This window comes from Streptomyces sp. HmicA12 (genome assembly GCF_000373565.1).
In the GTDB taxonomy this organism is placed as follows: domain Bacteria; phylum Actinomycetota; class Actinomycetes; order Streptomycetales; family Streptomycetaceae; genus Streptomyces.
Window position 1 is genome coordinate 194219 of sequence record NZ_KB891803.1, and the last position, 20206, is coordinate 214424.

19 protein-coding genes are annotated in these 20206 nt (G+C 73.3%); 11 read left to right on the forward strand and 8 right to left on the reverse strand.

Annotated elements, in window-relative coordinates:
* The first annotated feature begins 31 nt into the window (after positions 1–31).
* Positions 32–1273: an MFS transporter gene (locus tag B072_RS0112965; protein WP_018530377.1), complete on the forward strand. Its 1242-nt coding sequence runs from the start codon at positions 32–34 to the stop codon at positions 1271–1273.
* Here B072_RS0112965 and B072_RS43105 read toward each other — a convergent pair.
* Both B072_RS43105 and B072_RS0112975 read right to left on the reverse strand, forming a co-directional pair.
* Positions 1234–1632, reverse strand: coding sequence for a hypothetical protein (locus B072_RS43105; protein WP_018530378.1), 399 nt, complete (start codon positions 1630–1632; stop codon positions 1234–1236). The genes B072_RS0112965 and B072_RS43105 overlap by 40 nt on opposite strands.
* Positions 1633–1871: 239 nt before the next feature.
* Positions 1872–3206: an SLC13 family permease gene (locus B072_RS0112975; protein ID WP_018530379.1), complete on the reverse strand. Its 1335-nt coding sequence runs from the start codon at positions 3204–3206 to the stop codon at positions 1872–1874.
* Positions 3207–3445: 239 nt separating this feature from the next.
* On the opposite strand from B072_RS0112975, the gene B072_RS0112980 reads away from it, so the two are divergent.
* Positions 3446–3958, forward strand: coding sequence for a DUF5709 domain-containing protein (locus B072_RS0112980; protein WP_018530380.1), 513 nt, complete (start codon positions 3446–3448; stop codon positions 3956–3958).
* 16 nt (positions 3959–3974) lie between these two features.
* On the opposite strand, the gene B072_RS48125 is transcribed toward B072_RS0112980, so the two are convergent.
* A complete protein-coding gene (locus tag B072_RS48125; protein ID WP_018530381.1) occupies positions 3975–4145 on the reverse strand; it encodes a hypothetical protein in 171 nt (56 codons plus the stop codon).
* Between the two features lie 130 nt (positions 4146–4275).
* Between B072_RS48125 and B072_RS0112990 the strand changes: the two genes are divergently transcribed.
* The gene (locus tag B072_RS0112990) at positions 4276–4593 is read left to right on the forward strand and encodes a YkvA family protein (RefSeq protein ID WP_018530382.1); all 318 of its coding nucleotides are present in this window, start codon (positions 4276–4278) and stop codon (positions 4591–4593) included.
* A gap of 55 nt (positions 4594–4648) precedes the next feature.
* Here the strand turns inward: B072_RS0112990 and B072_RS0112995 are convergent, their stop codons facing one another.
* The 3 genes from B072_RS0112995 to B072_RS0113005 form a co-directional block, all read right to left on the reverse strand.
* Entirely contained in the window at positions 4649–5326 is a 678-nt protein-coding gene (locus B072_RS0112995; protein WP_018530383.1) for a TIGR00266 family protein, read from the reverse strand.
* Positions 5327–5498: 172 nt separating this feature from the next.
* Positions 5499–6854, reverse strand: a complete 1356-nt coding sequence (locus B072_RS0113000) for an MFS transporter (protein WP_018530384.1) — start codon at positions 6852–6854, stop codon at positions 5499–5501.
* Positions 6855–7026: 172 nt separating this feature from the next.
* Entirely contained in the window at positions 7027–7692 is a 666-nt protein-coding gene (locus tag B072_RS0113005) for a TetR/AcrR family transcriptional regulator (RefSeq protein WP_018530385.1), read from the reverse strand.
* Between the two features lie 259 nt (positions 7693–7951).
* On the opposite strand from B072_RS0113005, the gene B072_RS0113010 reads away from it, so the two are divergent.
* Both B072_RS0113010 and B072_RS0113015 read left to right on the forward strand, forming a co-directional pair.
* Entirely contained in the window at positions 7952–9742 is a 1791-nt protein-coding gene (locus B072_RS0113010) for a bifunctional sugar phosphate isomerase/epimerase/4-hydroxyphenylpyruvate dioxygenase family protein (RefSeq protein WP_018530386.1), read from the forward strand.
* Between the two features lie 117 nt (positions 9743–9859).
* Positions 9860–10921 (forward strand): PP2C family protein-serine/threonine phosphatase, encoded by a 1062-nt coding sequence (locus B072_RS0113015; protein ID WP_018530387.1) that lies wholly within the window; start codon positions 9860–9862, stop codon positions 10919–10921.
* Position 10922: 1 nt separating this feature from the next.
* Here the strand turns inward: B072_RS0113015 and B072_RS0113020 are convergent, their stop codons facing one another.
* Positions 10923–11516 (reverse strand): DinB family protein, encoded by a 594-nt coding sequence (locus tag B072_RS0113020; RefSeq protein ID WP_018530388.1) that lies wholly within the window; start codon positions 11514–11516, stop codon positions 10923–10925.
* A 52-nt stretch (positions 11517–11568) separates the two neighbouring features.
* Here B072_RS0113020 and glsA point away from each other — a divergent pair, with 52 nt between their 5' ends.
* Positions 11569–13380 (forward strand): glutaminase A, encoded by a 1812-nt coding sequence (gene glsA / locus B072_RS49110; protein WP_018530389.1) that lies wholly within the window; start codon positions 11569–11571, stop codon positions 13378–13380.
* A gap of 30 nt (positions 13381–13410) precedes the next feature.
* Here the strand turns inward: glsA and B072_RS0113030 are convergent, their stop codons facing one another.
* A complete protein-coding gene (locus B072_RS0113030; protein WP_018530390.1) occupies positions 13411–14130 on the reverse strand; it encodes a GntR family transcriptional regulator in 720 nt (239 codons plus the stop codon).
* 169 nt (positions 14131–14299) lie between these two features.
* Between B072_RS0113030 and B072_RS0113035 the strand changes: the two genes are divergently transcribed.
* The 5 genes from B072_RS0113035 to B072_RS0113055 all read left to right on the forward strand — a co-directional run bounded on the left by B072_RS0113035 (position 14300) and on the right by B072_RS0113055 (position 20189).
* Positions 14300–15304: a BMP family ABC transporter substrate-binding protein gene (locus B072_RS0113035; protein ID WP_018530391.1), complete on the forward strand. Its 1005-nt coding sequence runs from the start codon at positions 14300–14302 to the stop codon at positions 15302–15304.
* Entirely contained in the window at positions 15301–16857 is a 1557-nt protein-coding gene (locus B072_RS0113040; RefSeq protein ID WP_018530392.1) for an ABC transporter ATP-binding protein, read from the forward strand. The genes B072_RS0113035 and B072_RS0113040 overlap by 4 nt, the downstream gene beginning before the upstream one ends.
* Positions 16858–17095: 238 nt before the next feature.
* On the forward strand, positions 17096–18202 hold the full coding sequence (locus tag B072_RS0113045; protein ID WP_018530393.1) for an ABC transporter permease: 1107 nt from the start codon (positions 17096–17098) through the stop codon (positions 18200–18202).
* Positions 18199–19125, forward strand: a complete 927-nt coding sequence (locus B072_RS0113050; RefSeq protein ID WP_018530394.1) for an ABC transporter permease — start codon at positions 18199–18201, stop codon at positions 19123–19125. Before B072_RS0113045 ends, B072_RS0113050 begins: the two co-directional genes overlap by 4 nt.
* Before the next feature lie 68 nt (positions 19126–19193).
* Positions 19194–20189 carry an ornithine cyclodeaminase family protein gene (locus B072_RS0113055; protein ID WP_018530395.1) on the forward strand — a complete coding sequence of 332 codons (996 nt, stop codon included), beginning with the start codon at positions 19194–19196 and terminating at the stop codon, positions 20187–20189.
* Positions 20190–20206: the final 17 nt, after the last annotated feature.

Here is a 20206-nt window from a genome sequence, read left to right on the forward strand (position 1 = left end):
CCACCGGCCGCGCGCCATAGCGTCGCTGTACGTGAACGACTCCCCTCCCACCGAACGCACCGCGGGCCCCCGCCGGCTCACCCTCCTTCTCGCTGTCACCTGCGCCGTGACCGCCGCCAACGTCTACCTCTGCCAGCCCCTCCTGGCCACCGTCGCCGACGCGCTCGGCGCCCGCCCCGACGCCCTCGGCGCCGTGGCCACCGCCACCCAGCTCGGCTACGCGGCGGGCATCCTGCTGATCGTGCCCGCGGGCGACAGCCACGACCGGCGGCGGCTGATCCTCGCCCTGGGAACGGCCGGTGCGGTGGCCCTCGCGGCGTGCGCACTCGCCCCGTCCGTGCCGTTCCTGGCCATCGCGAGTTTCGCCGTCGGCGTGTGCTCGCCGGTGCCGCAGCTGGTCACTCCGCTCGCCGTCGCGCTGGCCGCCGACCGCGAGAGAGAACCGGGGCGCGGGCGTACCGTCGGCGCCGTGCAGGGCGGCCTGCTGGTCGGCGTGCTCGCCTCGCGCGCCTACGCGGGAACCCTTGCCGACCTCGTCGGATGGAGGGCCGTGTACGCCGTGTCCTGCCTGCTCACGCTCGCGCTCGTCGCTGTGCTCGGCCGTGCGCTGCCCGCCACCCCGGCGGCGGCCGCGACCTCGTACGGCAGGATGCTCACCTCACTGCCCCGGCTCGCCCGGCACCCGCTCGTCGCACGGGTCGTGCTCTCCGGGGCGCTGGTGGGGATCGCGTTCGGCGCGTTCTGGACGGCCCTGACCTTCCTGCTCACCGGTACCTACCACCTGGGCCCGGCCGCCGTCGGTCTGTTCGGCCTCGTCGCGGCTGTCAGCGGGCTCGCCTCACCGCGCGCCGGGCGGCTCGCGGAACGCCTCGGCCGGCGTGGCGCCACGGCCCTGCTCACCGCCCTGGTCGTCGTCGGATGGCTGGTGATGCTGCCCGGCGGCGGCTCGCTCGCGGCGATCGTGGTGGGCGTCGTCGTGCTCGACGTCGGCGTATGGGGCGGCCAGGTCGTGTGCCAGACCGTTCTGTTCGGGCTCGATCCGGCCCTGCACAGCCGCCTGAACACCCTCTACTTCACGCTGCGCTTCCTCGGCATCGCCGTCGGGTCGCTGTGCGGCACGCTCGGTTGGGGGCACGGCGGATGGACCGCCGTGGTGGCCGTCGGGCTCGGCGCCGCGACGGCCGGGCTCGTCGTCGGCGTGCTGCCCGTGCGGGTGGCGCGCGATGCGGACGATCAGCGCCTGGCGGATGCCGCGGGAAGCGCCCGCGGCTGAGGGCTCACGGTGAACGTCCCGCTGTAGGCCCGCGCGGCGCCGTCGCGGCCCGCGAGCTCGATCGAGTACCCCTCGCCGAGCACCGTCGTCGGCAGCACGGTGGCCGTCTCGCCCCGGGGCGTGTCCCCCAGTTTCGACGCCAGCTGCAGCACGCGCCCCTCGTCTGCGTGCACGAGCCACATGTCGAGCTGCTGCCCGGTGCCGTTGCGCCAGGACACGAACACGCTGCCGCCCGCCTGGTGCACGGAGCCGCCGGCCGGAGCCGTGACGGTCAGGCCCTCGTCGGGGACGGCCGGTCCCGCGGGGGCGAGGACGAGCAGGGGAAGAGCGGCCAGGGACAGGAATCCGGTGCGGCGCATGCGACGACCTCGTTCCGCAGGAGACGACAGGACGGTCGGGTCTCCCGCGCCGCACGGCACGGGAGCCGGACAGGGACAGAAATGCCACCCGGACAAGATCACGAAAGGGTTCGCGGGGCAGCCCCACCCCATGGGGTACGTCCCTGCACCCGAACCGGCGGTCCCGGCAGGACAGCGGCGCCGAAGGCCCGCATGCTCGCGCCCGCGCGCCCGTCGCCCTCTGTCCCGCGCGCAACCCGTCAGGCGCCGCCCGGGGCCACCAGCGCCAGCCACACCGCGGCGGGCGCGACGACCACCACCCCCGCCCCGTAGATCATCAGCTGACGGAAGAACCGCTCGCGGTCGACGTCCTCCGCGTTGGCGAGGACCAGCGCGCCATTGGTCGAGAAGGGGCTCACGTCGACGACGGTCGCGGAGACGGCCAGCGCCGCCACCATGCCCACCGCCCCGACCTCGCCCGCCGCGAGGAACGGCACGGCGAGCGGGATCAGCGCGCCCATGATCCCCACGGACGAGGCGAACGCCGACACGATCGCGCCGATGTAGCACAGCAGGAGGGCCGCGAGCAGCGGTACGCCGATGCCGCTGACGGCGTCGCCCGCCCACTTGATCGTGCCCATCTCGTCCAGGACGCCGACGTAGGTGAGGACGCCGCAGATCAGGAAGACCGTGGACCAGGAGATCTCGGCGACGGCCGTCTTGCTGGTCGCGGGCCATACGATGCTCAGGAGGACCGCGATCGTGATCGCGGTGAGGCCGACGTCCAGGTCGAAGACGAGCGCGCAGACGACGAGCGCCACCAGGCCGGCGAGCGTCGCGGCGATCGGCCCGTCCAGGCGCGGGGCCGGAGGCAGGGGGGCCGCGTCGGGAGAACCGCCCGACGGCGTCTCCTGGGCCTCCGGCGATGCCGTCGGCTCGTCCGCCGCGCCGCCGCCGACCGTGACGGCGGCCCGCTCGGGTGCCCGCGAGGGGACACCGCCGCGCCGCATGAGGACCACGTAGACGATGCCCGCGATGATCGTGTTCGCGACGAGGCTCGCGAGGAACAGGGCGCCCTCGTTTCCGGGCAGGTGTTCGCGGTCGACGATGCTGTTCACCGTCGACCCGTACACGCTGGTCGGCGAGAATCCGCCCGCCTGCGCGCCATGGACCACCATGATGCCCATCAGCAGCGGGCTGATCCCGTACTGCGCGGCGAAGCCGAGGGCCAGCGGCGCCACGATGGCGACGGCGCCGGGACTGACCGCGCCGATCGCCGTGAGCGCCGCCGTGACGGCGAACATCACCCACGGGATGAGCGCGACCCGGCCGCCCACGAGGCGTACCGAGGCGTGCACGAGCCACTCGGTCGTGCCGTTGGCGCGGGCGATGGCGAACAGGTACGTGACACCGGCGAGCACCACGAACAGATCGCCCGGGAACCCGGCGAACACGGCGTCGGCGTCGAGATCGGCAGCGAGTCCACCGACGGCGAAGGCCGCGGCGAACGCCAGGGCTCCCATGTTGACGGAGCGTGTGGTGGCGATCACGAAGATCACCGCGAGGGCGAGTACGGACAGCAGCTCGGGGGACACAAGTGGCTCCATTGGTCGAGTGGCTCAGCCAATTTTCCGGCACTTGGTCGTCCTGTCAATGACTTGCACACGGTCAACTCGACCCACACCGGCCCCTGTTGGCGCGGATCGGCGGACGGTGCCCGGGAGCGCGGGCGGACCGGAAGCGTCCCGTGCGGCCCGCGGGCGTGATCTGACGCAGACTGGATATGCGACAAGGACCGAAAGGCAACGGGGACCTGGGAGCGAGGTGACACCGAATGACCGAGCGGAGCGACACCACGGGCATGGGGGACGAGGTGTACCAGCCCGGTGACCCCGACGCCCACGAGGACGAGGGCATCCTCGAGGTGGAGGACACCCTCTACGACCGGGGCGTCGACCCGTACGACGAGGGTTGGTCGCCGCCCGAGCGACCGCTGGGCGTCGAGCACGCGGGCACCACGGCGGCGGAGCGGCTGCGCGGCGAGAGCCTGGACGAACGCCTGGCCGAGGAGCGTCCGGACCCCGTCGTCGACGAGTACGAGGCGCTGGAGTCGGGCGAGGAACCCGACGACGGGGTCGGTGACCTGCCCGGAGGTGAAGGAGAGCCGCTGGACGAGGAGGTCGGCACGCTGCGCGCCGGACGGCTCGTCGCGCCGGACGAGGGCGCCCACGAGGACGCCGAGAAGGACATGCTCGCCGCGGACGTGGGCTTCGACGGCGGCGCCGCGTCGGCGGAGGAGGCGGCCGTGCACCTCGTGGCCGAGGACGACGGATCGGCCGGGTTGTGACCGCTCGGCGGGCCGGTCACTGCCCGGAGTACGTCGCCACGACCATCAGCGCCACCGAGATCAACGCGGTGCACAGGGCGGCGACCGGCGGGCCGAGCGCGACACTGTCCGCCACGAACTGGCGCGCCGTGATACCTATGCAGACCACGCTCAGTGCTCCCAGGATCATCGCGACGAAGATGAGCACGACACCGTCCTCCTAGTTGCGGGGCGGCCTTCATCGTCGCGTGGCGGACGGCGCGGCGCACCCGGACGGTGGCCGAGGCAGGGCACGACAGGCGGGGCAGGCAGGTCAGGGCGGGGCTCGGAGGAGACATATGGACGGCAGTACCTGGCTCGTGCTCGCGACGATCGCCGCCGCCGTGATGCTGGTCGCCGCCGGCGTCCTGCTGGTCAAGGTCTTCCGGGCCCGGCGCCTGCTCGTCGACGCCGGGATCCCGCTGCGCAACAAGGCGCTGTTCTGGACCGCCGTGATCTACACGATCTCACCGGTCGACCTGCTGCCCGACCCGATCTACCTGGACGACATCGGAATACTGCTCGTCGCCCTGAACGCGCTGCACTCCGCGGCACGACGGGCCGGAGCGGAGAAGGGCGCCGACCGCGACCTGGCCGAGGGCGACGGCGGGCTCTAGGTCGGGTCCGGCAGGTGTGGTCACGTCTCGGGTGGCTTCGGCCTCCGGATGGGCCCTAGCCGCGGCTGAACGGCAGCTTCGCCGTCAGCCAGGTGACCAGCGCGCCCGGATTGCGGCTCTGCGTCCACAACCGCCCGGGGCCGGTGAACTCGAAGACGAGCCCCTCGCCCGACTTGAGGGTCTGCATCAGTCCACGGGTCACCTTCCGCGTGGTGAAGGAGACGCCGTCCTCGAAGGCGACGAGGTGCCCGGAGTCGAGGACCAGCTGCTCGCCCTCCTTGAGCTCGACCTCGTCGAGCGCGCCGTAGCAGGCGGCCAGTACGCGTCCGCGCCCCTCTGCACGCACCAGGAAGCCGCCCTCGCCGCCGACCAGGTTCTTGAACCCGCCCCATTTCGTCTCCAGGTCGAGACCGTCCGACGAGCACAGCCACGCGCCCCGCGCGAGATTCAGCCCGCCGTCGACGTCCACGGCCGTCACGTCGCCCGGGAGTTGCGCGGCGAGGTCCACCCAGCCGCCGTGGGCGCCGGCTGTGAAGCGCGTGACGAACAGTGACTCGCCGCCGAGGACGCTCCGCCTGAGCCCCTTCATCAGGCCGCCGTCCGCCTTCGCCTCGACGGCGATCCCGCCGGAGGTGGCCATCATCGCCCCGGACTCGGCGCGGACCGTCTCGCCGGGGGAGAGGTGGACGCGGGCGACAGCGAAGGAGGGGTTGTGGCGTACGTCGATTTCCATGCCCTGGACGCTACGGACAGGGCACGGTAGGCCGCCTCGGCCGAAAGTCGCCTGAGCATCGACCTTCGGCTACTCCGCGGGACGAGGGCGGACGAGGGCGGACGAGGGCGGCCATGGCCACGACGAGCCCGGGCCCGCGCCGCCACACCGCCCCCTGCCTTCCGTACCGGGCTCAGATCGTCGCCCGCCGCGCTCCTTCCACCGGCACGGATGCCACCGCAGGCTCACCGAGCTGCTCGGTCGGCACCCGGGACGTCTCGCGCGCCGTCAGCGCCGCGATCACCGGCGGCACGCACAGCGCCGCCGTGAACAGGGCCACCGCGAACCAGTCGTCGCCGCCGTCACCCGCGATCTGCGCCGCGAACGTCACCGCGAACCCGGCGACGGCGAAGCCTATTTGGGTGCCGATCGCCATCCCGGAGAGCCGCACCCTGGTCGGGAACATCTCGCCGTAGAAGGCGGGCCACACCGAGTTGGCCGCGCTGTAGACGACACCGAACGCCAGGATGCCGAGCACGAACGTCAGCGGGTACGAGCCCGTGGAGATCGCCCACAGGTAGCCGAACATCAGCAGCGCGCTGCCCGCGGCGCCGACGAGATAGACGGGACGGCGCCCGATGCGGTCGGCGAGCCGGGCCCAGAGCGGGATCGCGCCGAGCGCCACCACGTTCGCCAGGGCGCCCACCCACAGCATGGCCGAGCGGTCCATGCCGACCGCGTCGCTCGTCGCGTACGACAGGGCCCATACGGTGAAGATCGTGCTGACCGACGCGACGAGTGCGCCCGCGACGACCCGCAGCAGACTCGCCCAGTGCTCGGTGAGCAGCACCACCAGCGGCAGCCGCGCGGCCTGCGTGGTCCCCGTCGCCTGGCGCGCGAACTCCGGCGGCTCCTCCAGCGTGCGCCGGATGACATAGCCGACCACCGCGACGATCACGCTCAGCCAGAACGGGATCCGCCAGCCCCACGACAGGAGTTGGTCCTCCGGCAGGGCCGCGATCGGCAGGAACGCGAGCGTCGCCAGGAGCTGCCCGGCCTGGGTGCCGCTCAGCGTGAAACTCGTGAAGTACGCGCGCCGGTGGGACGGCGCGTGTTCCAGGGACATCGACCCGGCGCTGGCCTGCTCGCCCGCCGCCGATATGCCCTGCAGCACCCGGCACAGCACCAGCAGGACGGGCGCCAGCGAGCCGACCTGGTCACGGGTCGGCAGGCAGCCGATGAGGAAGGTCGACAGGCCCATCAGGACCAGCGTGAACACCATGATCCTGCGGCGGCCGAGCCGGTCGCCGACATGGCCGAGGAAGAACGCGCCGACGGGGCGGGCGGCATAGGCGACACCGAACGTCGCGAGCGAGAGCAGCGCCGCGTCGGCCGGGTCCGACTCGTCGAAGAACACCTTCGGGAACACGAGTGCGGCGGCGCTGCCGTAGATGAAGAAGTCGTAGTACTCGAGGGCGCTGCCGATCCAGGCGGCGAGCGCCGCCTTGCGGGGCTGGCCCTGTGGCGGCGGGGATGCGGGGACGGACACGCGGGCTCCTTCAGGGGACAGGAAGGGGCGGAAAAGGGGCGGAAAGGGCCGGGAAGCTCTGAAAAGGGGCCGCCCTGCTAATTAACCCACTGGATAGTTAGTAGTGGATGGCTACGGATGTTGCGCCGGTGTTACCCGCCTGTCAAGGGTCGTGTCGCGCCGGATCCGCTCGCTATGCGCCCGACTGCCGCGCCGTCAGATACGCGATGACCATGTCGCCGAGCATCGTCCGATAGTGCTCGCGCCGGTCCGCGGCGGTCAGATCGCGGCCGAACAGGGCCCCGAACGTGTGCCGGTTGGAGACCCGGAAGAAGCAGAACGAGCTGATCATCGCGTGCAGGTCGACCGCGTCCACGTCCGCCGTGAACACGCCCTCGGCCCGCCCCGCCTCCAGAATCCGCCGGATCACGTCGATCGCGGGCGAGTTGAGGGAGCTCAGCGTCTCGGACGCCGCGATGTGCTCGGCGTCGTGGATGTTCTCGATGCTGACGAGCCGGATGAAGTCCGGGTGTGCCTCGTGGTGGTCGAAGGTCAGCTCGGCGAGTCGACGGATCGCGGCCACCGGGTCGAGATGCTCGACGTCGACGTCCTGCTCGGCCTCCCGGATCACCGTGTAGCTGCGCTCCAGGACCGCCGTGAACAGCTGCTCCTTGCCGCCGAAGTAGTAATAGATCATCCGCTTCGTGGTGCGGGTGCGGGCGGCGATCTCGTCGACCCGAGCGCCCGTGTACCCGGCGCGGGCGAACTCCTCGGTGGCCACCGCGAGGATCTCGGCCTTCGTGCGGGCAGCGTCACGGATGCGGCCCTCGCGTCGCGCCGGCTCTTCGACAGTGGTCATGAGGATCGATCCTTCGCGCGGACGGACGGCTGGCCTGTGCTGTTGGCGATTGTAGAAGCCGCGCGGGAGCCGGGTTCCGGTGCCGGGTCCCTTCCCAGACGGCTCTCGGCCTGATATGAGTAACGAACCAGTTAGTACATTAGCTCCGCCCGCCCTCCTGTCACCGCCCGCCCTCCTGTCACCGTCCACCCTGCCGCCACCGTCCGCCCTGGCGTCCCCGCCTGTCCGGTGTCGCCGCCCCTCAAGCAAGGAGTCCGCCGTGCGTACCTCCATCGCCACCGTCTCGCTCAGCGGATCGCTCACCGAGAAGCTCACCGCCGCCGCCCGCGCCGGGTTCGACGGCGTCGAGATCTTCGAGAACGACCTGCTCGCCAGCCCGCTCACGCCCGAGGAGGTCCGCGCCCGCTGCGCCGACCTCGGTCTCGGCATCGACCTGTACCAGCCGATGCGCGACATCGAGGCCGTGCCCGCCGACGTGTTCGCCGGCAATCTGCGCCGCGCCGAGCAGAAGTTCCGGCTCATGCGGCGGCTCGGCGTCGACACCGTCCTCGTCTGCTCCAGCGTCTCCCCGCTCGCCGAGGACGACGACGCGCTCGCCGCGTACCAGCTGCGCCAACTGGCCGACAAGGCTGCCGAGTTCGGGATCCGCGTCGCCTACGAGGCGCTCGCCTGGGGGCGCCACGTCAACACGTACGACCACGCGTGGCGCATCGTCGAGGCCGCAGACCACCCGGCGCTCGGCACCTGCCTCGACAGCTTCCACATCCTGGCGCGGGGCTCCGACCCCAAGGGCATCGAGGACATCCCCGGCGAGAAGATCTTCTTCCTCCAGCTCGCCGACGCGCCGCAGCTCGGGATGGACGTCCTGCGCTGGAGCCGCCACTACCGCTGCTTCCCCGGGCAGGGCGACCTGGACGTGGCGGGACTGCTCGGGCACGTCCTGCGCGCGGGCTACCGCGGCCCGCTGTCCCTGGAGGTCTTCAACGACGTGTTCCGGCAGGCCGAGGCCGGGCCCGCCGCCGTCGACGCCCTGCGCTCCCTCCTCGTCCTCCAGGAGGCCGTGGGGGAGGGGGAGCTGCCCGCCCCGGTCGTGCCCACGGGCATCGCCTTCGCCGAGCTCGTCACCCCCGACGTGGAGCCGGCCGCCGCCCTGCTGACCGCGCTCGGCTTCACCCGCACCGGGCGGCACCGGGGCAAACCGGTCGACCTGTGGGAGCACGGCGCGGCCCGCGTGCTGCTCAACACCGGGCCCGCCGCCCGCCGCGACGGCACCGTCCTCGCCGCCGTCGGCCTGGAGAGCCCCGACCCGGACGGCGCCGCCCGCCGCGCGGAGGCGCTGATCGCCCCGGTCCTGCCCCGCCGCCGCGCCACCGGTGACGTCCTCCTCGAGGCCGTCGCCGCACCCGACGGCACCGAACTCTTCTTCTGCGCCACCGACCGGCCCGAACTCCCCAACTGGAAAAGCGACTTCGAGCCCACCGGGGAACACCCCGGGACCGGCGTCGTCCGGCGCATCGACCATCTGGCGCTCACCCAGCCCTGGCACCAGTTCGACGAGGCGTCGCTGTTCCATCGTGGCGTGCTCGGCCTCGACGCACAGGGCAGCGTCGACGTCGCCGACCCGTACGGACTGCTGCGCAGCCGCGCCTTCGCCACGGCCGACGGGGCCGTCCGCTTCGCCCTCGGTGTCGGCCCCGCACCCGGCGACGACGCGTCCCGTCCCCAGCACATCGCCCTCGCCACCGATGACGTGGTCACCGCCGCCCGCCGCTTCCGGGACGCCGGTGGCCAACTCCTCGCCGTACCGGGCAACTACTACGACGACCTCGCCGCTCGCCACGCCTTCGCCCCCGGCGAACTGGGGACGTATCAGGAACTCGGCATCCTCTACGACGAGGACGAGCACGGCACCTTCCGGCACTGCTACACACAGACCGTCGGCCGGGTCTTCTTCGAACTCGCCCAGCGCGATGCCGGATACCGCGGCTACGGCGCGCGGAACACCCCGGTGCGGCTCGCCGCGCAACACGGCCAGGGAGCTCCGCGCTGACGGAGTGTCATCGAAGGTCACGGATTTGCCTCGAACTCATCCGCTCCTAAGAAACCCCGCATACGCTCAAGGCGCGACAGATCCGAACGCCGACGTGCCGTCCTGACGGGGAGAGCGATGACGAAGGCGAAGTTCCGGGCCGGCCGGGCCCTCGCCGCCCTGCCGTACGGGGTGATGGGGCTCGTGGTGATCGCCGAACTGGTGACCCCCACGGGATTCGGGCTGCTGTCGCTGATGTCGCTGGGCCCGGCCTTCGCGGGCCTGACCGGCGGCAAGCGGCGCACGGCCCGGATCGGCGCCCTCGCCGTCCTGCTCTGCGTGCTGCTGTCCGCGTCCGACGGCACCCTCGGCAAGCGGCGCGTCTACATCGCCTCGATCAGCGTCGCCGGAGTGACCGCCGCGGCCCTCGGCGCCGTGGTGATGCGCGAGCGCCGGGACGCCGAACTGGCCAGCGTCCGCTCCATCGCGGAGGTCGCGCAGCGGGTCCTGCTGCGCCCGGTGCCGCGCGTCGCGGGCGAGCTGCGGGTGGCCGTCTCCTACACCTCGGCCGTCGCCCAGGCGCGGATCGGCGGCGACCTGTACGAGGTCGTGGCCTCGCCCGGCGCCACCCGGGCCATCATCGGCGACGTCCAGGGCAAGGGCCTGGAGGCCGTGGAGACCGCGGCGCGCGTCCTCGGCGCCTTCCGCGAGGCCGCGCACGACGAACCCGAACTGGCCGGTCTCGGTCGGAGGTTGGAGCGCGCCCTGGAGCGCGAGCTGCTCGGCGAGCGGTTCGTCAGCGCACTCCTCGTCGAGGTGGCGGCGGGCGGCCGCGAGGCGACGTTCCTGAACTTCGGGCACCCGGCGCCGCTCCTGGCCCGCGCCGACGGCACCACCGAGTTCCCCGAACCGCCGAGCTTCGCGCTGCCGCTCGGCCTCGGCGTCCAGGGCGGCGACGCGCCGGTCCCGTACGCGGTTCCGTTCGCGCCCGGCGACCAGCTGCTGCTCTACACCGACGGCGTGAGCGAGGCCCGCGACGCCGCGGGGGAGTTCTACCCCCTCGAAGCCAGGGTGCCGCTGCTCAAGGACACGGACCCGCAGGCCGCCCTGGAGCGGCTGCGCACGGACCTGGTGGAGCACGCGGCGGGCCCGCTGCACGACGACGCCGCGATGCTCCTCCTGCGCCACCGCGAGGGATGAACTAGCCCTCGGCGTCCGCCTGTCGGGCGATCAGCTCCAGGCGGGCGCGGTACTCCTCCCACCACTGCGGGTCGTGCGACGGCAGATTGTCGTTGGCCCGCAGACAACCCGCCGCGCCGTCCAGGCCCTCCCGCAGGATGTCGGCCTGCCCGGCGTGCCGCTGCGTGTCGGACACCACCCGGACCAGTACGTGGTGCAGCGTCACCGCCGCACGTTCCTTCGGCCACCACGGCACCGTGCCGGCCGCGTCGAGCGCGAGGGCGTCGACCGTGGCGTCCGCCAGGGCCCAGGCCCGGCGGTACCGCTCCACGATCTCCTCCCGCGACTCGTCGGCGGTGGCGAACATGTCCGCGTTCGGCTCCTCGTCGCCCTTGAAGTCGGGCAGCGGCTCGCTGTGCGGCCGGTCGAACGTGTCGCAGAGATAACCCAGCTCCACACCGGTGACGTGCTTGACCAGGCCCAGGAGATTGGTGCCGGTCGTGGTGAGGGGGCGCCGCACGTCGTACTCGCTCAGGCCGTCGAGCTTCCACAGCAGGGCGTCACGTGCGTCCTGGAGGTAGCGCAGGAGGTCCTTCTTGTGATCCTTCTCGGTCATGGGAGCAGTCTGCCGGGGCGCGGGCAGGCGCCCGATGCGTTTCGATGGAGGCGTGCGACTCGACCAGCAGGACCACCCCGGCGACCCGCTGACCGGTCTCCTCGACCAGGTGCGGCTGAGCCTGCGCGACCTCGACGACGGCGCGCCCGCCTCGTACATCCCCGAGCTGAGCCGCGTCGACCCGGACCTGTTCGGGCTCAGCCTGTGCGCCCTCGACGGGCAGGTCTACGGCAGCGGCGACACCACCGCGCCGTTCACCGTGCAGTCCGTCTCGAAGCCCTTCGTGTTCGCGCTCGCCCTCGCCGACCGCGGCCTGGAGGAGGTCCTCACCCGGGTGGGCGCCGAACCGAGCGGCGAGGCGTTCAACTCCATCCGCCTGGAGCCCGGCACCGGACGCCCGCCCAACCCGATGGTCAACGCCGGTGCCATCGTGACCACTTCACTCGTCGCGGGGGACACCCCCGGCAGCCGCTTCACCCGCATCCTCGACGGACTCGGCGCCTTCGCCGGCCGCCCCCTCGCCGTCGACGAGGCCGTCTACGCCTCGGAACGCGCCACCGGCGACCGCAACCGGGCCCTCGCCTACCTCATGCACAACGCCGGGTCCCTCACCGGCGACGTCGAGGACCAGCTCGGCGTGTACTTCCGCCAGTGCTCCGTCCTCGTCACCTGCGAGGACCTCGCCGTCATGCACGCCACCCTCGCCGCCGGAGGCCTCAACCCCGTCACCGGCGAACGCGTCGTCGCCCCGCGCCACGCCCAGCACGTCCTCGCCGTCATGGCGACCTGCGGCATGTACGACGCCTCCGGCCAGTGGATGCTCCAGGTCGGCATGCCCGCCAAGAGCGGCGTCTCCGGCGCCATCGGGGTGGCGCTGCCCGGTCAGTTCGGCATCGGGGTGTTCAGCCCGCCCCTGGAGGAGAAGGGCAACAGCGTCCGCGGCATCGCCGCCTGCCATCTGCTGTCGGACCAGTTCGGCCTCCACCTGATGCGGGCCAGCGTGCCCGAGCGCCGCCCGCTGCCGCCCCGCTCCCTGCACCCCACCCCGCTGCGCTCCCTGCGCCACCGGCCGCGCGACCAGCGCGCCGCGCTCGACGCCCACCCGGACCGCATCCGCGTCCACGTCCTGCAGGGCGACCTCGACTTCGCCACCGCCGAACAGACCCTGCGTGCCGCCCGTGAACTCGCCGCCGCCGTGCGCTGGTTCGCCCTCGACCTGACCCGCGTGGGACGCATCGAACCGGTCGCCGCCGACCTGCTGCGCGCCCTCGGCGCGGACCTGGGCCGGCGCGGGGTGCGCATGGTGCTCGCCGACCCCGACCAGCGTCAGGCCATGGCCCGCACCGCCGACGAGTTCCCCGACCTCGGGCGTGCCCTGGAGACCTGCGAGGACGCGCTGCTCGCCGACCTCGGCCTCGACGCGGACGCCCCCGTCCCGCTCGCCGACTGCGATCTGTTCGGCCGCGCCGACCCCCGGCTGCGGGCCGCCCTCACCGACGCCTTCGACACCCTGCACCTGGCGAGCGGGCAGACGGTCGACCCGCCGGAACGGAAGCTGAGCGAGCGCATCGTCCTCTGGTACGTCGAGTCCGGCCGCCTCGCGGTCTGCGCCGACACCGTCAAGACCGTGCCCACCCGGCGCACCTGGTCCGCGGGCCCCGGCGCGGCCCTGACCCCCGGCGACTTCCCGGACCGCACCGCCCGGCGCGTGCTCGCCGAGCGCGACACCGTCTGCCGCACCCTTACCGCCTCCGGCCTGCTGCGGCTGCGGGCCCGGGTGCCCGAGGCGGTCGCGTTCCTGGAGCGGGCGCCGCTGGAGGGCGCGGAGACGGTGGACCGGCCGGACGCCGGCCAGTCCGGATAGGGCCGCCAGCGGCACCGGCCGCCGGGACGGTCAGGGGGCGCGCCTGCGCCTGCGGGCCGCGACCGCCTGCGGATCGATCTCCGGCCTGGACCACGCGGCGGCCAGCGCGAGCGACTCCGCCCGCCCGTCCGCCACGTGGTCGTGGGCGAGGGCGGCCGCACGGTCCGCGGCACCGGCCGCGATCGCCTCGTACAGCTCCACGTGCTCCACGCACTGGCGCGCCGGATCCCGCTGCGCGGTGAGCCGGAACAGCCAGAGCGTGCGCGCCTCCAGCGGCCGCATCATCGTCGTCAGCAGCGGGTTCGCCGCCAGTTCCACGATGTCCGTGTGGAAACCGGCGTTCGCGGTGGCGATGGCCGCGCGGTCCCCGCTGTCCGTCGCCGAGCGCGCCGCGTCGAGCCGTGCCTTCAGGCGGGCCAGCCCCGCGGCGTCGGACCGCTCGGCCGCCAGTTGCGCCGCCAGGGACTCCAGAGATTCCCGTACGTCGAACAGGTCGCGGACGTCGGAGGGCGTGAACGGCGACACCAGGGCCCCGCGATGCGGTACCAGGACCACGAGTCCCTCCGCCTCGAGACGGCGCAGCGCCTCCCGCAGCGGGATCCGCGAGACCTCCAGCTCCGCGGCGAGGTCGCGCTCCACCAGTCGTTCGCCCGGCTGGAGTTGGGCCTCCACGATGCGCCGTCGCAGCGTGTCGTACGCATGGTCGCGCAGCGAACCGCGCCCCGCGCCCGCCGGCTGTGCCGCTGTCACCAAGGGTTTCCTCCACTCAGATCCGGCTCTCACAGTAAGCCGACCGCGGGGGAGGGTGCGCAGTGCTAACCGGCCGCTAACACGCGGGCAACACACGGCTCCCAGACTGAGGGCGCGTAACGGTATACCACTAACGGGCTCGCGGGCCCCTCCCCCTGGAGGCACCTCAGTGGCACACACCCCTCTCCGTCGGCCTGCCGCCCTCGCGGCCGGCGCCTGTCTCGCCCTGCTCACCGGATGCGGCGGCGCGTCCTCCGCCCAGGACGGGCCGAAGGACTCCGGTGACCTCAAGGTCGGCGTCCTGTTCCCCGGCTCGCTCTCCGACGACGGGTTCATGGAGTCGGCCTACCGGGGCTACCAGCGAGCCGCGAAGACGCATACGGGCAAGGTGGCGTTCAGCAAGGTCGAGCAGGTGCAGGCCGCCGACTACGAACAGGCACTCGTCCGCTTCGCCACCGGCTCCGACCTGGTGATCTCGCTCGGCGGTCAGACCGACGCCGCCGTGCGCAAGGTCGCCGCCCGCTTCCCCAAGGTCAAGTTCGCCGAGATCGGCGGCCCGGCCGACGGCAAACCGACCGCGAACCTCGCCCTCTACGACCCGCAGCAGGCACAGGCCGCCTTCCTGTCGGGTGCCGCGGCCGCACTCCTGTCGAAGAAGGACACCGTCGGTTTCGTCGGCGGCGCCGAACTGCCCGCCATCGTCAACGCGGCCCAGGAGTTCGAGCGCGGCGCCAAGGAAGCCGACGCGAAGGTGAAGGTCCTCGCACCGCAGTACGTCGGCGACTTCAACGACGCCGCCAAGGCCAAGCAGTCCGCCCTCGCCGACTACGGCGCGGGCGCCGACGTCCTCGGGCAGGTCCTCAACCTCGGCCACAAGGGCATGGCCCAGGCCGCGACCGGCCGTGGCGGAAGCCTCATCGGCGGCCCCGTCGCCCACGACTGCGGCAGCGACAAGGCCTACGCCGGATACGTCGAGACGGACATCGGCGCCGAGATCGAGTACGCCACCGACCACCTCGTGAAGGGGAACTGGAAGGCGGAGGCCGTCCACTTCGGCCTCACCTTCGAGACCCCGCACAACGACATCGTGCTGTGCGACGCCGACGCCTCGGTGAAGAAGAAGCTCGACGACCTCAAGGCGAGGATCACGTCCGGGGAGATCACCACCCGATGACCGACACGGCACCCGCACTGCGCATCACCTCACTCACCAAGTCCTACGCGGGCGTCAGCGCGTTGGACGGCGTCGACCTCGTCGTCCGGCCCGGCACCGTGCACTGCGTGCTCGGCGAGAACGGCGCCGGGAAGTCGACCCTCTGCCACGCCGTCGGCGGCTCCCTCGTCCCGGACTCGGGCACCCTGAACCTGTACGGGCAGGAGTACGCGCCGCGACGCCCGGCCGACGCGCTCGCCGCCGGGGTCGCCCTCGTCCACCAGCACTTCAGTCTCGTCGCCACACTGACCGTCGAGCAGAACCTGCGGCTGCTGCGCCTGCCCGGCCTCACGGACCGACTGGCCCGCGTCCGCGACGAGTACGGCCTCGACGTGCAACTCGACGCCGTCGTCGGCGAGTTGCCCGTCGCCGCCCGTCAACAGGTCGAGATCGTCAAGGCACTGCTGCGCCAACCGCGACTCCTGCTCCTCGACGAGCCGACCGGTGTGCTCGGCCCGGCCGAGACCGACGCGCTGCTCGCCACCTGCCGGCGCATCGCCGAGACGGGCGGCGCCGTCGTCCTCGTCACGCACAAGCTCGGCGAGGCCGTCCGCGCGGGCGACGAGGCCACCGTGCTGCGCGGCGGTCGCGTCGCGGGCGGCGGCCCCCTCGCCGAACTCGGCACGCGCCACCTGGTGCCGATGATGATCGGCCGCGCCGCCGACACCCTGGACGCGAGCCTCGCGGGAGCGGTCGGCCTGGCCGAGCCGGCGGCCGCCGCAGGCCGTGAGGCACCCCGGGGCGGGGAGGTCGCCCTACGACTGACCGACATCACGGTCCGTCGGTCCGACGGCACCCATGCCCTCGACGGGGTCGACCTCGACGTCGCCCGCGGGGAGATCGTCGGGATCGCCGGGGTCGAGGGCAACGGACAGAGCGAACTCATGGCCGTGCTCGGCGGCTCCCTCGCGCCGGCCGGCGGCAGCGTCGTGCTCGGCGGGCGGGACGTGACCCGTGACGGGCCCGCCGTCCGGACCCGGGCCGGGCTCGGCGTCGTACCGGAGGACCGTCATCACGAGGGCTGCGTACCGGAGTTGTCGGTCGCCGAGAACCTGCACCTCGGCCACCTCGGCCGCTTCCGTCGATGGGGCGTCCTCCTGGACCGGGCCGCACTGGCGCGGGCCACCGCCGATGCCGTCGCCGAGCACGGCATCCGCGCCGCGGGACCGGCCGCGCCGATGGCGTCGCTGTCCGGCGGCAACCAGCAAAAGGTCGTACTCGCACGGGAGTTGGCCCTCGACCCGCTGGTCGCCCTCGCCGCCGCCCAGCCGACCCGCGGCCTCGACATCGGTGCCGTGGACGCCGTCCACACCCGGATCCGCGAGGCGGCGGCACGTGGCGCGGGCGTCCTCCTCGTCTCCGCCGAACTGGACGAACTGCTCGCCCTGAGCGACCGCGTCCTCGTCGCGTACCGGGGGCGCCTGCTGGGCCCGGTCGACCCGCGCGACGCCAACGCCCGTGAGCGAATGGGGGAGTTGATGCTCGGCGCGACACCGGTGGAGGCGGTTCCTTGAGGGGTGCGCGCGGGGTAACCGGGTGCGTGCCGGGTGTCCGGCGGCCGGTCGGTCGTGCCGAGTGTCGAGTGCGGTGCTCGGTCTGCCGTCTGCCCCCGGTCGCTCCATCCGGCACCCGGGGTCCGTCCCGCCGCCGTGCCACGCCCCGACCGCCCCGTCGCACTCCGTCTCGCGCGGCGGCCCCACGTCCAGCCGCACCGTCCGCCCCGTTCCGCATCCTGACCGCTCGAGGAACTCCATGACCGCCACCACCACCGCGTCCCCACCGGACCGCCGCCGTCCCGCCCCACGCCCCGCCGACCTCGTCCGGCACCCCGTGTCCGTCGCCGTCCTGGCCGCCGTGCTCGCCCTCGGCGCCGGGATCCTGCTCGTCGTCGCGGCCGGGGCCGATCCGGCCACCGCCTGGGCCGCGCTCGACGAGGGCATGTTCGGGTCGTCGTACGCCATCGGCAGTTCCCTGAACTCCGCCGCCGTCCTGGCCCTGATCGCCACCGGGTTCACCGTCGCGCACCGGGCCGGACTCGTGAACGTCGGCGGAGAGGGGCAGTTGTGCGCGGGCGGCACCGCCGCGGCCGCCACCGGACTCGCCCTGCCCGCCGCCGTGCCCGGGGCGCTCGGCGTCCCCCTCGTGCTGCTCGCGGGCTTCCTCGGCGGCGCCGCCTGGGCGGGCATCGCCGCCTGGCTCAAGGTGCGGCGCGGTACCAGCGAGGTCATCACGACCCTGCTGCTCAACTTCGTCGGCATCGGGCTCGTCTCCGTCGCCGTTCACGAGGAGGCCCTGCTGCGCCAGCCGGTGACCTCGTCGGAGACGCTGCCGCAGTCCGCTCCGCTGCCCGCCGGCGCCCAACTGCCCCTGATCGGCGGGCCCGAGTCGCCGGCCACGGCCGTCGTCGTCATCGCCGCCGTCCTCGCCCTCGGTGTCGGCGTCGTGCTGCGGCACACCGCGACCGGGGTGCGGCTCCGCTCGATCGGGCACTCGCCCGCCGCCTCCGCCCGGCTCGGACTCCCCGTCGCCCGCCTGGAGGGCGGCTCGCTGGCCTTCGCGGGCGGACTCGCCGGACTCGCGGGCGCGGCACTGATCGCCACCGCCCCGTACGTGCTCGCCGAACACTTCTCGTCCGGCTACGGATTCTCCGGCCTCGTCGTCGGGCTGCTCGCCCGCGGTTCGCTGACCGCCGTCGCCGCCGCGAGCCTGCTGTTCGGCTTCCTCACCAGCGGCGGCATCAACCTCCAACTCGCCGCCCAGGTACCGGCGTCGACCGTACAGATCGTGCAGAGCCTGCTCGTCCTGTTCATCGCCGCCGCCATGCTGCTCACCCACCGCCGCACCAGGAGCACCTCATGAGCGCCGTCGTCGACGAACTCGCCTCCGGCGGCGTCCGGATGGCGCTGCCCCTGCTGCTCGCCTCCTCCGGCGAACTCCTCAGCGAACGCGCGGGCGTCCTGAACCTCTCCGTCGAGGGCATGATGCTCACCGGCGCCTTCGCGGGCGCGGCCGGAGCCCACGCCTCCGGCAGCGCGGGCGTCGGGGTCCTCACGGCGCTCGCCGCGGGCCTCCTGTTCGCCGCGCTGCAGGCGCTGCTCAGCGTCACCCTGCGCGCCGACCAGATCGTCACCGGCATCACCGCCAACGCCCTCGCCCTCGGCGCGACGACCTACGGCTCCCGCCTCCTGTTCGGCGACGGCGCCCAGGAGAACGCGCTGCCCGGCTTCGACCCGCTGCCGCTGCCCGGGCTGCACGCCATCCCCGTACTCGGACCCGCCCTCTTCGAGCAGACGCTCCTCGGGTACGCGGCGTTCGCCGTCGCGGCGGTCCTCGCCCTCACCCTGAGTCGCCGCACGACCTGGGGACTCGCCGTCGACGCCGTCGGCGAGGACGCGCTCACCGCCGACCGGTGCGGGCTGCCCGTCCGCAGGATCCGGTACGCCGTCGTGCTGCTCACCGGCGCCACATCCGCCCTCGCGGGTGCCCACCTCGCCCTCTCCGAAGTGCACGCCTTCAGCGACAACATCACCGGCGGCATCGGCTACCTCGCGGTCGTCGCCGTGATCGCGGGCCGCTGGCGCGCCTGGCCGACCCTGCTCGCCTGCCTCGTCTTCGGCCTCGCCCAGTCGCTCCAGTTCGCGGCCCCCGCCATCGGCCTCCACGTCTCCGCGCCCCTGCTGGTCACCCTCCCGTACGTGTTCGCGCTCCTCGCGGTGAGCGGCCTGGTGGGACGCAGCCGGGCTCCGTCCGGGCTCACCGTGCCGTTCGTACGCGGCAGTTGACCTGCGCCCGCCGACACACACCCCCACACACCCGCCGCCGCACCCGCACGTCTGGAGTACCCGCGCCCATGACCCTGATCCTCACCCGCTCCACCATCCGCGCCCTGCTGGCCGACCAGGTCGAGGCGGTGGAGGCGGCCGTGGCCCGCGCCCACCGGGACCTCGCCCTCGGCAGAGCGGTGCTGCCCGCCCCGCCCGCACTGCGACCACCGGGCGGCGACGGCACGTTCCTCGCCATGGCCGCCGCCTCCGCCCCCGACGGCCTCGCCACCGTCAAGCTCCTCGCGGACCTCCCCGGAAACCGGGAACGCGGCCTGCCCGTCCAGCGGTCCGCGGTCCTCGCCGTGGACACCGCCACCGGCGTCTGCCACGCCCTCCTCGACGGAGCCGAACTCACCCGCGTCCGCACCGCCGCCGCCACCGCCGTGGCCACCCGCGCCCTGGCCCGCGCCGACGCCACCACCCTCGGCCTCGTCGGCACCGGACCGCTGGCCCGCGCGCACGTCAGGGCCCTGCTGCCCGGCCGACCCTACGAGCAGGTCGTGCTGTGGGGACGCACCCCGTCCCGCGCCCACGACCTGGCCGCCTGGATCACCGCCGAACTCGGCCTCGCCGCGAAGGTGTTGGACGGTCCACGGGCCGTCACCGAAGCGTCCGACGTACTGTGCACCCTCACCCCGTCCCGCGAACCCGTCGTCGAGGGAGCCTGGCTGACACCCGGTCAGCACATCAACGCTGTCGGCGCCCCGCCCCGACCCGACCACCGCGAACTCGACACGGCGGCGGTCGTGCGCTGCCGCATCGTCGTCGACGCCTACGAAACGGCCCGCACCAAGTCGGGCGAGGTCCTGATCCCGCTCGCCGAAGGCGCCCTGCGCGAGGACGACTTCCGCACCGAACTCGGCGCCGTCCTCGCGGGCGCCGCGCCGGGCCGCACCGCCGACACCGACCTGACCCTGTTCGACTCCGTGGGCGTCGGCCTCCAGGACCTCGCCGTGACCCGCCTGCTCACCGACCTCGCCGAGGAGCGTGGCCTCGGCACTCGCATCGATCTCGGATCCTGACGGCCGCCCGCGCCGCC